Origin of the sequence: Streptomyces sp. P17 (assembly GCF_032436805.1) — a bacterium.
Lineage (GTDB): Bacteria > Actinomycetota > Actinomycetes > Streptomycetales > Streptomycetaceae > Streptomyces.
Genome location: NZ_JAVRBF010000001.1, coordinates 177,101 through 192,989, shown reverse-complemented (window position 1 = coordinate 192,989; position 15,889 = coordinate 177,101). Strand labels below are relative to the sequence as shown.

Here is a 15,889-nt window from a genome sequence, read left to right as displayed (position 1 = left end):
GAGGGGCACCGTCCGGGCCGTCCTTATGCGCTGGGGCTCGCCGACGGGGTGGGCGACGGCGACTCCGCGGCCGCCACGGTCAGTTCGACCGTCAGCGTCGCGCCGCCCGCGGTGTTGATGCGGAGCAGGAAGGTGCCGGTGGAGTCGTCGGCGTACAGCTTCGGCAGCTTCAGCAGGCCGGCTGCGTCCGTCTCCAGGCCGGTCAGGGTGCGTACCGGATTGCCCTCGGCGTCCCTGAAGTAGGGGCCCTTGTCGTTCTCGGCCGGGTCGTCCGCCGACTTGATCAGCGTGGCGGTGGCCGCGACCCCGTCCGCTGCGGCGCCCTGGTAGGTGGCCTTCACCTCCACCTGGTCCGCGAACTCGCCGCCCGGGGTGCAGGTCAGCGCGGTGTCGGCGGTACGGGCGAGGGCGTCGGCGACGCGTTCGGTGACCGTGGCCGTGTAGTCGAGGCCGGCGATGGAGCGGCCCACGACGGTGGCGCGGACGATGAAGTCGCCGGTCTCCTCACCCGCCTGGAGCGCGGGCGCCACGGCCGTACCGCTGCTGTTCGTGAGGGCCGTGGCGTACTTCTCGCCGCCGCTGAAGGTGGCGTCGGTGTCGCCGACGATGGTGAAGCGTATCCGCACCTTGCCGACGCCCTTGCCGGCCGAGGTCTCGGCACGGGTGCTGATCCTCTCGCCGAAGGCGTCGCCCGTCCTCGCGGTGAGCTTGGCGGTGCCGGCGTCCTCCAGGTGGTGCACCCTGTCGGTAGGGGTCCCCGGAGGCGTCGTGGGCGGTGTCGAGGGCGGGGGCGTGCTCGGCGGTGTCGTGGGGGGCTTTGTGCCCGGGGGCGTGGTGGGCGGCGTCGTGTTCGGCGGCCGCGAGGCCGGAGGCGACGGCTGGGTCTGGGCCCCGCCGTTGTGGTCGCTGCGGTCCTCGGGAAGGGTGCCGGTGCCGTCGGGGATCTCGTCGACGCCCTTGCGGTAGTGCTCCAGCCACGCCAGGACGGTGTTCAGGTAGTCCGTCGAGTTGTTGTAGCTGAGGATCGCGCTCCTGAGGTCGGATCCGTTGGACAGGTCCCAGTCGAAGCGGCACAGATAGCGCCCTGCGGCGAGGGCCGCGTCGTAGACGTTGTTCGGGTCCTTCTCACCGTCGCCGTTGCCGTCGCGGCCTGCCCACGCCCAGGTGGACGGGATGAACTGCATCGGGCCCACGGCACGGTCGTACGAACTGTCCCCGTCGTAGGCGCCGTCGTCGGTGTCGCTGATGTTCGCGAAGCCGTTGCCGTTGAGCTGCGGGCCGAGGATCGGGGAGGTCGTGGTGCCGTCGGCGCTCACCCGGCCGCCGCGGGCGTGGCCCGACTCGACGTAGCCGATCGCGGCGAGCAGCTCCCAGGGCAGGTTGCAGCCGGGCTTGGACTCCTGGAGCGAGGCGGCGGCCTGCTTGTAGGCGTCCAGGACGGTCGCGGGTATCCCGGACTCGGAGTCGGTGCTTCCGGTGCCCGTGCCGCCCGCGCTCGGCGAGGGCTTGGGGCTGTCGAGGGGCGGCAGGTCCGTGTAGTACGGGGAGTTGCCGGTCGCGCTGTCGTCGGCGGCGTCGGGAGTGGGCCGGGTGTCGGACGTCGTCCGTCTGCCCTGGTCGTCGACCGTCACTCCGGGAGCCTGGGAGCCGGACAGCGCCGCTACCGCAAGAGCGGCCACGGCGGCGGTGGCCGCACCTTTGTACAGCCTCCTGCCGAATTGCGCCGACATAGAGTGAACCCCTCCCGTGGACGCCCGAGCGCCCGTCTCTGTCTGTCCCGTCGCCCTGTTGTGACGAACGACCCGCCGTGGGGGTTGCGCTCGTGCGGCCGTTCGGTGGTGGCCCCGCGAGCATCCGTCCGTTTTTGTCCGTGCGTCGACCGCGCTCCCCGCGCGCCAACCCAAGTGACCCTACGACAACTTCCGCGCCACGGGCACCCGTTCGCGTCCGATATTCACCAGTTGGCCATGCGTGATACTGGCCGGGTCGATCACATCCGCCAGTGAGGAGCGTCGGTGCCGTTCACCCTGAGTCATGCGGCGGCCGTTCTGCCCGCCGTGCGCACCGACGGAACGGGCCGGGGCCGGCTGGTACCCGCCGTCCTCGTGGCGGGGTCGTTCGGTCCCGACGTGACCTACTACGCGGCGAGCGCGGTGCCCGGCGCGATGGAGTTCGGCGACGTCACGCACTCCTTCACGGGCGTGTTCACGGTGGATGTGGCCATCATCTGGGCGCTGGTGGGGCTGTGGCTGCTGGTGCGCGAGCCGCTGGTGGCGTTGCTGCCGCCGGCCCGGCAGGGGCGGGTCGCCGCGCTGCTGCGCTGCGGTGCGCCACGCGCGCGCGTGCGGCCGGATCTGGTGCTGTGGTGGTACGTCTCCGCGGTCCTCGGCGCGCTCACCCATGTCGTGTGGGACGCGTTCACGCATCTCGACCGGTGGGGGATACGGCTCTTCCCCCTCCTGGGGGAGTCATTCGCCGGGTCCCCCTTGTACTGGTATCTGCAGTACGGCGGTTCGGCGGTGGCGGCGGTCGTCATCGCGGGGTCATTCGTGGCCGCGCTACGGCGAATTCCGGGGGGCGTTTCGCCGGTCGGGGTGCCGGCGCTGTCCTCGCGGGACCGGTGGGTCGCCGGGGGCGTGCTCTTCGGCTGCGCGACGGTGTTCGCGGTGCAGCGGGCGGTGCGCTGGTGGGCGTACTGGGGGTCGGTCGCGAAGCCCTGGGAACTGGTTCCGACGCTGTGTTTCGGGGCGGGCGCGGGACTGGTGCTGGGGGTGCTGGTGTACGCGGTGGGGGTCAGGGTGTGGCGTCCTGCCGGGGCGCCCGCACAGCGGACGCCACAAATACGGTGACTCTGCGCAGGGGGCGTGGCCGTGCGGGCCGGGTGAGCTCTGCCCAGAGGAGGAGGGTTGCCCGCAGGTCGGTGGGGATGCGGGGGGTGCTGGCGTCAGCCGCGTGTGCCGTCCGGCGGTGGAGCGAGGGTATGCGTATGCCCATGCCCGCATCCTGACGGGCCTGGGTGGGTGGCGGCGTCTTTGCAGGGGCCACGTGGGTGATGGTTCGTTCACGTCTGCCTGCTTGCTGTTGTTGTCGGGGCGCGGGTCTTCTGTGGCTGGTCGCGCAGTTCCCCGCGCCCCTCATGGAGCCATCGCTCCCCTGGTTCTCAGTGCGCCGCCGACTCCCAGTCCGCGCCCGAACCCACTGAGACGCCCAGCGGGACGTCCAGGGTGACCGCGTTCGACATCTGCTCACGGACCAGTGCCTCGGCCTTTTCGCGCTCGCCCGGGGCGATCTCCAGAACGATTTCGTCGTGGACCTGGAGGAGCATGCGGGACTTGAGGCCGGCCTCGCGCAGGGCTGCGTCGACCTTGAGCATGGCGATCTTGACGATGTCGGCCGCCGTACCCTGGATCGGGGCGTTCAGGGCCATCCGCTCGGCCGCCTCCCGGCGCTGGCGGTTGTCGCTGTTGAGGTCGGGGAGGTAGCGGCGGCGGCCGAAGAGGGTCGCCGTGTAGCCCGTCGCCCTCGCCTCGTCGACGGCTCGGCGCAGGTAGTCGCGTACGCCGCCGAAGCGCTCGAAGTAGGCGTCCATCAGGGCGCGGGCCTCGCCGGCCTCGATGTTCAGCTGCTGGGAGAGGCCGAAGGCCGAGAGGCCGTACGCCAGGCCGTAGGACATCGCCTTGATCTTGCGGCGCATCTCCGCGTCCACCGCGGCCGGCTCCACGGCGAAGACCTGGGAGGCGGCCGTGGTGTGCAGGTCCTCCCCCGAGGTGAACGCCTCGATCAGCCCCTCGTCGGCGGACAGGTGGGCCATCACGCGCAGCTCGATCTGGCTGTAGTCCGCCGTCATCAGGGACTCGAAGCCCTCGCCGACCACGAAGCCCCGGCGGATCGCGCGGCCCTCGTCGGTGCGGACCGGGATGTTCTGGAGGTTCGGGTCCGTCGAGGAGAGCCGGCCGGTCGCGGCGACCGTCTGGTTGAAGGTGGTGTGGATCCGGCCGTCCGCCGCGATCGTCTTGATCAGGCCCTCGACCGTGACCCGGAGCTTCGCCTGCTCACGGTGGCGGAGCATGATCACCGGGAGTTCGTTGTCCGTCTGGCTCGCGAGCCAGGCCAGGGCGTCGGCGTCGGTGGTGTAGCCGGTCTTGGTCTTCTTCGTCTTCGGCAGGCCCAGCTCACCGAAGAGGACCTCCTGGAGCTGCTTGGGCGAGCCGAGGTTGAACTCGTGTCCGGCTGCCGCGTGCGCCTCCTTCACCGCCTGCTGTACGGCGCCCGCGAACATCTGTTCCATGGCTTCCAGGTGGGCGCGGTCGGCCGCGATGCCGTGCCGCTCCATACGGGCCAGCAGCTCGGAGGTGGGCAGCTCCATGTCACGGAGCAGATCGGCCGCGCCGACCTCCTGGAGCCGGCCCTCGAAGGCCTCGCCGAGGTCGAGGACGGCGCGAGCCTGGACCATGAGCGCCTCGGCCTCGGCGCCGTCGTCCGCGCCGAAGGCGAGCTGGCCGTCGGCAGCGGCGGCGGGGGCCAGCTCGCGGTGCAGATACTCCAGGGACAGCGCGTCCAGGTCGAAGGAGCGGCGGCCGGGCTTGACCAGGTATGCGGCGAGGGCGGTGTCCATGGTCACGCCGTCCACGGTCCAGCCGTGCTCGGCGAAGACGCGCATCGCGCCCTTGGCGTTGTGGAAGATCTTGGGGCGGCCGGCGTCGGCCAGCCAACCCGCGAACGCCGTCTCGTCGGCCTCGTCCAGCTGGGACGGGTCGAACCAGGCCGCCGGACCCCCGGCCGTCGCCAGCGCGACCTCGGCCACCGAGCCGGTGCCGAGCGCCCAGGTGTCGACGGTGGCGACACCGAGCGGCGCGGTGCCGTGCTCGGCCAGCCACGGGGCCAGCTCGCCGGTGCCCAGCACCTTGCCGTCCAGCTCCACGCCGGCCGCGACGACCGAGGTCTCCTCGGCCTCCTCGGCACCGGGGTCGACCGCGAGCAGCCGCTCCCGCAGGGACGGGTTACGGATCTCCAGGGTGTCCAGGACCATCGCGACGGCCTTGCGGTCGTACGCGGCCCGCTCCAGGTCGGTGACGGTCTTGGGCAGCTCGACGGTGCGCACCATCTCGGTCAGACGGCGGTTGAGCTTGACCGCCTCCAGGTGGTCACGGAGGTTCTGGCCCGCCTTGCCCTTGACCTCGTCGACGCGCTCGACCAGCTCCGCGAACGAGCCGAACTGGTTGATCCACTTCGCGGCGGTCTTCTCACCGACGCCCGGGATGCCCGGCAGATTGTCGGACGGGTCGCCGCGCAGGGCCGCGAAGTCGGGGTACTGCGCGGGCGTCAACCCGTACTTCTCGAAGACCTTCTCCGGGGTGAACCGGGTCAGCTCGGAGACGCCCTTCGTCGGGTACAGCACGGTGACGTTCTCGGTGATCAACTGGAAGTTGTCCCGGTCGCCGGTGACGATCAGCACCTCGAAGCCCTCGGCCTCGGCCTGGGTGGCGAGGGTGGCGATGACGTCGTCCGCCTCGTACCCCTCGACCGCGAAGCGCTCGGCGTGCATCGCGTCGAGCAGCTCGCCGATCAGCTCGACCTGGCCCTTGAACTCGTCCGGGGTCTTGGAACGGTTCGCCTTGTACTCCGTGAACTCCTCGGAGCGCCAGGTCTTGCGGGACACGTCGAAGGCGACCGCGAAGTGCGTGGGCGACTCGTCGCGCAGCGTGTTGGCCAGCATCGACGCGAAGCCGTAGATCGCGTTCGTCGGCTGGCCCGTCGCCGTCGTGAAGTTCTCCGCGGGCAGCGCGAAGAACGCGCGGTAGGCCAGGGAATGCCCGTCCATGAGCATCAGGCGCGGACGGTTGCCGCCTGGGGTCGTCTCGGTCTTCTTCGATGCTGTCTCTGCCACGTCCCCGATCCTGCCACGCCGCACTGACAGTCGGGGCCCACGGCCGGATCGGCGGTGCCCGGGCGCTTGCCGCAACCCTTGCTCGCGCCCTCCGGCGAACCCGGGCTCGGGCGTTGTCACTGACACGTGCGAGGATCGGAGACGTACCTCACATACGCAGTCGTAAGGAGAGCGTGCGATGGCGACGAAGCCGCCCAAGGGTGATCCGGTTCAGGACGCGCCGCAGGTCGCCGAGCCGAAGCACGCGGCGGCGGGGCTTCCCGCCATCGGGCACACCCTGCGCATCGCCCAGCAGCAGATGGGCGTGAAGCGGACCGCGCTGACGCTGCTGCGGGTCAATCAGAAGGACGGCTTCGACTGCCCGGGCTGCGCCTGGCCGGAGCCGGAGCACCGGCACACCGCGGAGTTCTGTGAGAACGGCGCGAAGGCGGTCGCCGAGGAGGCCACCCTGCGCCGGGTGACCCCGGAGTTCTTCGCCGCGCACTCCGTCGCCGATCTGGCGACCCGCAGCGGCTACTGGCTGGGGCAGCAGGGTCGGCTGACCCACCCCATGTATCTCCCCGAGGGCGGCGACCACTACGAGCCGGTCACCTGGGAGCGCGCCTTCGACATCGTCGCCGAGGAGCTGACCGCCCTCGGCTCCCCGGACGAGGCCCTCTTCTACACCTCGGGGCGCACGAGCAACGAGGCGGCGTTCCTCTATCAACTGTTCGCCCGCGAGTTCGGCACCAACAATCTGCCGGACTGCTCGAACATGTGCCACGAGTCCTCGGGCTCCGCGCTGAACGAGACCATCGGCGTCGGCAAGGGCAGCGTGCTGCTGGAGGACCTCTACCAGGCCGACCTGATCATCGTGGCCGGCCAGAACCCCGGCACGAACCACCCCCGGATGCTCTCCGCGCTGGAGAAGGCCAAGGCGAACGGCGCCAAGGTGATCAGCGTCAACCCGCTGCCCGAGGCCGGCCTTGAGCGGTTCAAGAACCCGCAGACCCCGCAGGGCATGCTCAAGGGCGCCTCCCTCACCGATCTGTTCCTGCAGATCCGCATCGGCGGGGACCAGGCGCTGTTCCGGCTCCTCAACAAGCTGGTCCTGGAGACGGACGGCGCGGTCGACGAGGAGTTCGTGCGCGAACACACGCACGGTTACGAGGAGTTCGCCGCGCAAGCGCGGGCCGCCGACTGGGACCAGACGCTCGCGGCGACCGGCCTCGCCCGCACGGACATCGAGCGGGCGCTGGGCATGATCCTCGCCTCCGAGCGGACGATCGTCTGCTGGGCGATGGGTCTGACCCAGCACAAGCACGCCGTGCCGACCATCCGCGAGGTGGTCAACTTCCTGCTTCTGCGCGGCAACATCGGGCGCCCGGGCGCGGGCGTGTGCCCGGTGCGCGGCCACTCCAACGTGCAGGGCGACCGCACGATGGGCATCTTCGAGCGGCCCGCCCCGGCCTTCCTGGACGCCCTGGAGGAGGAGTTCGGGTTCGCGCCGCCGCGGGAGCACGGCTATGACGTCGTACGGGCGATCCGCGCGATGCGGGACGACAAGGCGAAGGTCTTCTTCGCGATGGGCGGCAACTTCGTGTCGGCGTCGCCCGACACGGAGGTGACCGAGGCGGCGATGCGGCGGGCGCGGCTGACGGTGCATGTGTCGACCAAGCTGAACCGTTCGCATGCGGTCACGGGGGCGCGGGCGCTGATCCTGCCGACGCTGGGGCGGACCGAGCGTGATCTTCAGGGCAGTGGCGAGCAGTTCGTGACCGTCGAGGACTCCATGGGCATGGTGCATGCCTCGCGCGGGCGGCTGGAGCCGGCGAGTGCCCAGCTGCTGTCCGAGCCGGCGATCGTGTGCCGGCTGGCGCGGCGGGTGCTCGGCTCGGACAGCCGCGTGCCGTGGGAGGAATTCGAGAAGGACTACGCGACGATCCGTGATCGCATCGCGCGGGTCGTCCCGGGGTTCGAGGACTTCAACGCGCGCGTGGCGCATCCCGGTGGGTTCGCGCTGCCGCACGCTCCGCGTGACGAGCGGCGGTTTCCGACGGCGACCGGGAAGGCGAACTTCACGGCGGCGCCGGTCGAGTATCCGGAGCTGCCCGAGGGGCGGCTGTTGCTGCAGACGCTGCGGTCGCACGACCAGTACAACACCACGATCTATGGACTCGACGACCGTTACCGGGGGATCAAGAACGGCCGGCGGGTGGTGCTGGTGCATCCCGAGGACGCCTCGGCGCTCGGGGTCGCGGACGGGTCGTACGTCGATCTGGTCAGTGAGTGGAAGGACGGGGTCGAGCGGAGGGCTCCCGGGTTCCGGGTCGTGCTCTATCCGACGGCTCGGGGGTGTGCGGCGGCGTACTACCCCGAGACCAATGTGCTGGTGCCGCTGGATGCCACCGCGGACACCAGTAACACCCCGGCCAGCAAGTCCGTCGTGGTGCGTCTGGAACAATCGGCGACCGACTGAGCGTTTGCTCAGCACCGACGACGAACGGAGTCCGACCCCATGGGCGAGCAACAGCAGGTGAAGTTCCCGCAAGAGGTCATTGACGAGTACGCCGCGCTCGGGGTGGATCTGCCGGCGCTGTTCTCGGCGGGGCATCTGGGGACGCGGATGGGCGTGCAGATCCTGGAGGCGTCGGCGGAGCGGGTGGTCGGGACGATGCCGGTGGAGGGGAACACGCAGCCGTACGGGTTGCTGCACGGAGGTGCGTCCGCGGTCCTGGCGGAGACTTTGGGGTCTGTGGGGTCGATGTTGCACGGGGGGTCTTCGAAGATCGCCGTGGGTGTCGATCTGAACTGCACGCATCATCGAGGGGCGCGGTCGGGTCTGGTGACGGGGGTGGCCACGCCGGTTCACCGGGGGCGCTCCACCGCGACGTACGAGATCGTCATCAGCGACGAGGACGACAAGCGGGTGTGCACGGCCCGGCTGACCTGCCTGCTGCGGGATGTGCGGCCGGGGGACGGCGAGCCCGTGGGCGCCGCCGGCTGATCGACTGACCGCGCGCAGGGGCTGAGCGAGGAGTAGCCCTGCGCCAAGAGGGTGCCGCTCTCTTCGGCAGCGGGCGCCACCCCAGCGGCACGACTGCCCGCAGCTACCGAGCCCATCAGCGCCGCCGCCGGGGTGGGCGCCGCCCAGCGGCATGGTTTCCGCAGCGACGGCAGAGGCAGCAGTACGGCCGACCCCAGCCACCACCGCCGCACGCCCACACCGGCCGAGTCGACGCCGACCCACGCCCGACTACCCCGCCGCCCGCCGCGGCAGACGCACCCGCCCACGCCGACAGACGCCCGGCCCGCCGCCGGAACCCGGCAGGCCGTGGTCGTCGGCACCCCACCCGCAAGGAGGCCGAGGCACCACCCCCGCACGCCCACCCCGGCCGGGTCGACGCCGACCGATGCCCGGCTACCCCGCCGCCGCCGCGGCAGACGCACCCGCCCACGCCGACAGACGCCCGGCCACCCGGCTCGCCGTACGACTCCAGGCACCCCCCCCCGGACCCCCACCCCGGCCGATTCGACGCCGACCGACGCACGTCTGCCCCGCCGCCCGCCGCGGCAGACGCAGCCGCTACTCGCGCCCGGGGATCCCGAATCGTCCGAGCCCTCCGACCTCGCCGCCTGGCCTGTCAACGTCACCAGGTGGGACTATCCCGGGACCCTCGACAAGCCCAACTCCCCTGCCACCAGCGGACGTTTCCGGTTCGCCGTGTCGGTTCTCCGGGGGCCGGACGTCACCCTGCGAGTTACCGGCGCCGCCTTCGACGGGATCACGGCCCGCAGCACCCCCCGGCCCGAGTTCACCGTGCCGGGAGGCACAACTCGCCGTACCACGGTGGGGATTTCCGTATCCGACTGTTCGGAACTGCCCCTGGATGCGGGCTTTCACTATCTCGACGTAACGCTGCGTAACACTCACGCAATACAGCGCCACAGTTTCATCTTCGGTGGCGCATTCTCGCGGGACGTTTCCGATCTCCTCCACGCGGCCTGCGACGCCGTACCCGCGCGACCGGCCCCACGGCCAATCGGAAGTGCAAGTTCTCAGAATGCGGACTGAGTGGATATTCCGCCAAAACGGCTGAGAGCGCCCTCAGCCGAAGCCCGCCCTCCACCACGTCATAACAAGAAAGTCACAAGGAAGCTCACGCCGATGCCCATCCGCACATACCGGGCTTAGAGTCACGGCCAGTCACCGCTCCATCGGGAGTTCGGTACCAGCGCGGCACCCGCCGCCCCTGACCGGGGCGGGCGTGACTGCGGAAAGGACTGATTGTGCGACGTTCCTTGGTGATACTTACCTCCGTCCTCGCGACCGGAGCTCTGACGCTCACCGCCTGCGGCTCCCGAGACGACAACGGCGGCAGCGACAACAGCGGCGGGGACACCACCACCCTGACCATCGGCGTGGACGCGCCCCTGTCCGGTGAGAACTCCACCACCGGCCTCGGCATCCAGTACGGCGCCCAGATCGCCGTCGACGACGCCAACAAGAACAAGCTCGTCCCGGGCGTGACCTTCAAGCTGAAGGCCTACGACGACAAGGCGCAGCCGGCCACCGGCCAGTCGAACGCCACCGCGATCACCGGCGACAAGACCGCCGTCGGCGCCGTCGGCCCGCTGAACTCCGGCGTCGCCCAGACGATGCAGCAGGTCTTCGCCTCGGCCAAGATGGTCCAGATCTCCCCGTCCAACACCGCCCCTGAGCTGACCCAGGGCAAGGACTGGCAGAGCGAGAAGAAGCGTCCGTTCGACACCTACTTCCGCACCGCCACCACGGACGAGCTGCAGGGCAGCTTCGCCGCCGACTACGCGTACAACGGCCTGAAGAAGAAGAAGGCCTTCGTCGTCGACGACAAGCAGACCTACGGCGCCGGCCTGGCGAAGATCTTCAACGAGCAGTTCAAGAAGCTCGGCGGCAAGGTCGTCCAGACGGACAGCGTCAACACCGGTGACAAGGACTTCGGTTCGCTGGTCACCAAGATCAAGAACTCCGGCGCCGACCTGCTCTACTACGGCGGCCAGTACGACGAGTCCGCGCTGCTCACCAAGCAGATGAAGGACGCCGGGGTGAAGATCCCGCTGTTCGGCGGTGACGGCATGTTCGCCACCACCTACATCGAGGTCGGCGGCGCGGCCACCGAGGGCGACCTCGCGACCGCGATCGGCGTCCCCGCGGACACCCTGCCCGCCGCGAAGTCGTTCATCGAGACCTACAAGGCCAAGGGCTACAAGGGTGACTACGGCGCCTACGGTGCCTACTCCTACGACGCCACCACCGCCATCATCAAGGCCGTGAAGGCGGTCGTGGACGCCAACGACGGCAAGGTCCCCGGCGACATCAACGACCTGCGTGCCAAGGTCGTCGAGGAGGTCCAGAAGTCGGACTTCGAGGGCCTCAGCGGCAAGGTCGCGTTCGACGAGTACGGCGACACCACCAACAAGCAGCTGACCGTCTACCAGGTCGAAAAGGGTGCGTGGAAGGCCGTGAAGACCGGCACCGCCAACCTCGGCTGACCCAGGCAGCCCATCAGCAACGCGGGCCGCGCGGGAGGGGACCCCGACCGCGCGGCCCGTTCTCACACCCAGTACCTGCACACGTTCAGTGCACCCACGACCTTGCACGCGACCAGTGCACACGACATCCAGCGACATGGAGGCCATGCGGTGAACACCCTGCCGCAGCAGCTGGCCAACGGGCTGCTTCTAGGCTCGATGTACGGGCTGATCGCCATCGGCTACACGATGGTGTACGGCATCGTCCAGCTCATCAACTTCGCGCACGGCGAGATCTTCATGACCGGGGCCTTCGGCGCCTTCACGGTCTACTTCTACATCCTTCCCGACGGCACCGCGATGGCCGTCGCCGTCCCGCTGATGCTGATAGGCGGTGGCCTCGTGGCCGTCCTCATCGCCGTCGGCGCGGAACGGTTCGCCTACCGACCACTGCGCGGAGCACCACGCCTGGCGCCGCTCATCACCGCCATCGGTCTCTCCCTGGCACTCCAGGAAGTCGTCCGGAACTTCTACCCCGGCGCCGACCGCGCCATCGCCTTCCCGGGCCTGGACACCACCCGTGACATCGGCTCCATCACCATCAAGGACGCCGACATCTTCCTGATCCTCTCCGCGATCGTGTGCATGGCGGCCCTGGCGTACTTCGTCCGCAAGAGCCGCACCGGCCGCGCCATGCAGGCCACCGCGCAGGACCCGGACACCGCCCAGCTGATGGGCATCGACACCAACCGCATCATCGTGATCGCCTTCGCGATCGGTGGCTTCTTCGCCGCCGTCGCCGCCGTCGCCTACGGCCTGAAGTACGGCAACATCGACTACCGCATGGGCTTCCTGATGGGCCTCAAGGCCTTCACCGCGGCCGTCCTCGGCGGCATCGGCAACATCTACGGCGCCATGCTCGGCGGTCTGGTCCTCGGTATCGCCGAGACCCTGGCCTCCGCGTACATCGACGAGATCCCCGGCATGCAGCAGCTCGGCGGCCAGAGCTGGGCCAACGTCTGGGCCTTCGGCCTCCTCATCCTCGTACTCCTGGTCAGGCCACAGGGTCTGCTCGGCGAGCGCGTCGCGGACAGGGCGTGATCACGTGACCGAGATCGAGAAGACCACCCCTGACACGCCGGCCGCCCCCACCCCGGCCGCCCGCGGTCTGATCGCGCTGCCGCTCGCCGCGGCCCGCGCGCTCCTGCTGGCCGGCGGTATCGCCACCGCCGCCTCGGCCTTCCTCGCCTGGACCTGGACCTCCGAGTTCCCCGGCAACCTCACCTACACCGGCTACCCGGGCGGCCTGCAGTGGCTGACCTTCATCGCCGGTGCGCTCACCGCCCTGTTCGCGCTGTCCTCGTACGGCATCCCCGGGCTCGGCTGGCTGCTGCCCGCCGGGAACAACGCCCCCCTGGTGCTCACCGCGCTCGGCGGCTTCGCCACCACCTGGTTCACCGTCATCGCCATCTGCGCGGAACTCGGCGGTGTGGTCAACCTGGAGCCCGGCGGCTGGATCGCGGCCGTCGCCTCCCTGCTCCCCGTGCTCGGCGCCTTCGCCCTGCCGGAGCGGCTCGGTGAGGACACCAAGGAGAACCTGAAGGCGTACGTCACCAAGCCCGACCGGATCGCCGCCCCGAAGGCGCTCGCGCCCTGGGTCGAGCGGGCGGTCATCACGGTCGTCACCGTGATCGGCCTGGCCGTCTTCACCTACGGCATCGGCACGGAGTACGGCGAGCTGTTCGTCGGCTACCTGATCCTGATCTCCTTCTCGCTGTGGGCGCTGCACACGGCGGGTCTGCTGGACCGCTTCTCCCGGATCGTCGCCCACAACCGCAGCTTCACGCTGGCCATGGGCTTCGTCGCCGCGATCGCGTTCCCCTTCACCCAGAGCGACGACCACTACGCCAACATCGGCGTGAACATCCTGATCTTCGGTACGGTCGCGCTCGGCCTGAACATCGTCGTCGGCCTCGCCGGCCTGCTGGACCTCGGTTACGTCGCCTTCCTCGGCGTCGGCGCCTACACCGCCGCGCTGGTCTCGGGCTCGGAGTTCTCCCGGTTCTCCGGCGTGCAGTTCCCCTTCTGGGCCTCGGCGCTGACGGGCGCCGCCGCCTCGCTGCTGTTCGGTGTGCTCATCGGTGCCCCGACCCTGCGGCTGCGCGGCGACTACCTCGCCATCGTCACCCTGGGCTTCGGTGAGATCTTCCGTATCGCCGTGAACAACATGGACGGCGCCTCCGGCCCGGACATCACCAACGGCCCCAACGGCATCCCGTCCATCCCGGACCTGAGCTTCTTCGGGTTCAACCTGGGCGAGTCGCACGACATCGGCGGCTTCACCCTCGGCCGGTTCGCCAACTACTACCTGCTGATGGTCCTGATCATGGCCATCGTGGTCCTCGTCTACACGCGCGCCGCGGACTCCCGCATCGGCCGCTCCTGGATCGCCATCCGGGAGGACGAGACCGCCGCGACCGCCATGGGCATCAACGGATTCCGGGTCAAGCTCGTCGCGTTCGCACTCGGCGCGGCCCTCGCGGGTCTGGCCGGCACGGTCAGCGCCCACGTGACCTACTCCGTGGTGCCGACGCCGTACCAGTTCGCCGGTTCCACGCCGCCCAACTCGGCGTTCCTGCTGGCCGCCGTCGTCCTCGGCGGCATGGGCACGGTCGCGGGCCCGCTGCTCGGCGCCGCGCTGCTGTACCTGCTCCCGGAGAAGCTCAACTTCCTCCAGGACAAGTCGCTGCTGGCCTTCGGTATCGCGCTGGTGCTGCTGATGCGCTTCCGCCCGGAGGGCATCATCGCCAACCGCCGCCGCCAGCTCGAATTCCACGAGACCGGCCAACTCGACGTACCACAACAAGCGACGCTGACCGACGAACCGGCCGTCACCAAGGCAGGGGCGTAACGAACCATGACGACACCTGTACTCGAAGCCCGCGACGTCACCATGCGCTTCGGCGGTCTGACCGCCGTCCGCTCGGTCGACTTCACGGTCAACGCCGGCGAGATCGTCGGTCTGATCGGCCCCAACGGCGCCGGCAAGACGACCTTCTTCAACTGCCTGACGGGCCTGTACATCCCCACCGAGGGCACGGTCTCCTACCAGGGCACGGTGCTGCCGCCCAAGCCGCACCTGGTGACGAAGGCGGGCATCGCCCGTACGTTCCAGAACATCCGTCTCTTCGCCAACATGACGGTGCTGGAGAACGTCCTCGTCGGCCGCCACACGCGGACGAAGGAGGGCCTGTGGTCGGCGCTGCTGCGCGGGCCCGGCTTCAAGAAGGCGGAGGCGGCCAGCGAGGAACGGGCCATGGAACTCCTGGAGTTCATCGGCCTCGCCCACAAGCGCGACCACCTCGCCCGTAACCTCCCCTACGGCGAGCAGCGCAAGCTGGAGATCGCGCGCGCCCTCGCCTCCGACCCCGGTCTGCTGCTCCTGGACGAGCCGACGGCCGGTATGAACCCGCAGGAGACGCGGGCGACCGAGGACCTGGTCTTCGCCATCCGCGACAAGGGCATCGCCGTCCTCCTCATCGAGCACGACATGCGCTTCGTCTTCAACCTGTGCGACCGCGTCGCCGTCCTGGTCCAGGGCGAGAAGCTCGTCGAGGGCACCTCCGAGGTCGTCCAGGCCGACGAGCGGGTCATCGCCGCCTACCTCGGTGAGCCCTTCGAGGGCGAGCCCGGCGAGGCGGAGGCCGCCGAGGTCGCGGCGGCCGAGGCACAGAGCACCACGGAAGGGGCCGACAAGTGACCGCACTGCTTGAGGTCGAGGACCTCAGGGTCGCGTACGGCAAGATCGAGGCCGTCAAGGGCATCTCGTTCAAGGTCGACGCGGGCGAGGTCGTCACCCTGATCGGCACCAACGGCGCCGGCAAGACGACGACCCTGCGCACCCTGTCGGGCCTGCTGAAGCCCACCTCCGGGAAGATCCTGTTCGAGGGCAAACCGCTCACCGGCGTCCCCGCCCACAAGATCGTCGCGCTGGGCCTGGCCCACTCCCCCGAGGGCCGGCACATCTTCCCGCGCCTGACCATCTTCGAGAACCTCCAGCTCGGCGCGTTCCTCCGGAACGACAAGGAGGGCATCGCGAAGGACATCCAGAAGGCGTACGACCTGTTCCCCATCCTCGGAGAGCGCCGCAACCAGGCGGCGGGCACCCTCTCCGGCGGTGAGCAGCAGATGCTGGCGATGGGCCGTGCCCTGATGTCCCAGCCGAAGCTGCTGATGCTCGACGAGCCCTCCATGGGTCTGTCGCCGATCATGATGCAGAAGATCATGGCGACGATCGCCGAGCTGAAGTCGCAGGGCACGACGATCCTGCTGGTCGAGCAGAACGCCCAGGCGGCGCTCTCGCTCGCCGACCAGGGTCATGTCATGGAGGTCGGCAACATCGTCCTGTCGGGCACCGGCCAGGACCTGCTGCACGACGAGTCGGTCCGCAAGGCCTACCTCGGCGAGGACTGAGTTCCTACGACGAAGGCCCGCGCCCCTCGCGCCGGGGGT

Annotated in this window: 10 protein-coding genes; 8 read left to right on the top strand and 2 right to left on the bottom strand. The window is 69.8% G+C overall.

Features of this window, described 5'->3' with window-relative positions; all coding sequences use genetic code 11:
* Nucleotides 1–23: 23 nt before the first annotated feature.
* Nucleotides 24–1,730, bottom strand: a complete 1,707-nt coding sequence (locus RMT89_RS00880; RefSeq protein ID WP_315881937.1) for a lytic murein transglycosylase — start codon at nucleotides 1,728–1,730, stop codon at nucleotides 24–26.
* Nucleotides 1,731–2,015: 285 nt separating this feature from the next.
* Here RMT89_RS00880 and RMT89_RS00875 point away from each other — a divergent pair, with 285 nt between their 5' ends.
* Nucleotides 2,016–2,849: a DUF4184 family protein gene (locus RMT89_RS00875; protein WP_315881936.1), complete on the top strand. Its 834-nt coding sequence runs from the start codon at nucleotides 2,016–2,018 to the stop codon at nucleotides 2,847–2,849.
* Between the two features lie 311 nt (nucleotides 2,850–3,160).
* On the opposite strand, the gene polA is transcribed toward RMT89_RS00875, so the two are convergent.
* Nucleotides 3,161–5,887 (bottom strand): DNA polymerase I, encoded by a 2,727-nt coding sequence (gene polA, locus RMT89_RS00870; RefSeq protein WP_315881935.1) that lies wholly within the window; start codon nucleotides 5,885–5,887, stop codon nucleotides 3,161–3,163.
* A gap of 178 nt (nucleotides 5,888–6,065) precedes the next feature.
* On the opposite strand from polA, the gene RMT89_RS00865 reads away from it, so the two are divergent.
* The 7 genes from RMT89_RS00865 (at nucleotide 6,066) to RMT89_RS00835 (ending at nucleotide 15,850) form a co-directional block, all read left to right on the top strand.
* Entirely contained in the window at nucleotides 6,066–8,345 is a 2,280-nt protein-coding gene (locus tag RMT89_RS00865) for an FdhF/YdeP family oxidoreductase (protein ID WP_315881934.1), read from the top strand.
* Nucleotides 8,346–8,384: 39 nt separating this feature from the next.
* Nucleotides 8,385–8,873 (top strand): hotdog fold thioesterase, encoded by a 489-nt coding sequence (locus RMT89_RS00860; protein ID WP_315881933.1) that lies wholly within the window; start codon nucleotides 8,385–8,387, stop codon nucleotides 8,871–8,873.
* A gap of 1,295 nt (nucleotides 8,874–10,168) precedes the next feature.
* Nucleotides 10,169–11,398, top strand: coding sequence for a branched-chain amino acid ABC transporter substrate-binding protein (locus RMT89_RS00855; RefSeq protein ID WP_315881932.1), 1,230 nt, complete (start codon nucleotides 10,169–10,171; stop codon nucleotides 11,396–11,398).
* A 150-nt stretch (nucleotides 11,399–11,548) separates the two neighbouring features.
* Entirely contained in the window at nucleotides 11,549–12,478 is a 930-nt protein-coding gene (locus tag RMT89_RS00850) for a branched-chain amino acid ABC transporter permease (RefSeq protein ID WP_315881931.1), read from the top strand.
* Nucleotides 12,479–12,482: 4 nt separating this feature from the next.
* Nucleotides 12,483–14,288, top strand: coding sequence for an ABC transporter permease subunit (locus tag RMT89_RS00845; protein ID WP_315881930.1), 1,806 nt, complete (start codon nucleotides 12,483–12,485; stop codon nucleotides 14,286–14,288).
* Between the two features lie 6 nt (nucleotides 14,289–14,294).
* Nucleotides 14,295–15,137: an ABC transporter ATP-binding protein gene (locus RMT89_RS00840; RefSeq protein WP_315881929.1), complete on the top strand. Its 843-nt coding sequence runs from the start codon at nucleotides 14,295–14,297 to the stop codon at nucleotides 15,135–15,137.
* Entirely contained in the window at nucleotides 15,134–15,850 is a 717-nt protein-coding gene (locus RMT89_RS00835) for an ABC transporter ATP-binding protein (RefSeq protein WP_315881928.1), read from the top strand. The genes RMT89_RS00840 and RMT89_RS00835 overlap by 4 nt, the downstream gene beginning before the upstream one ends.
* The last annotated feature ends 39 nt before the right edge of the window (nucleotides 15,851–15,889 follow it).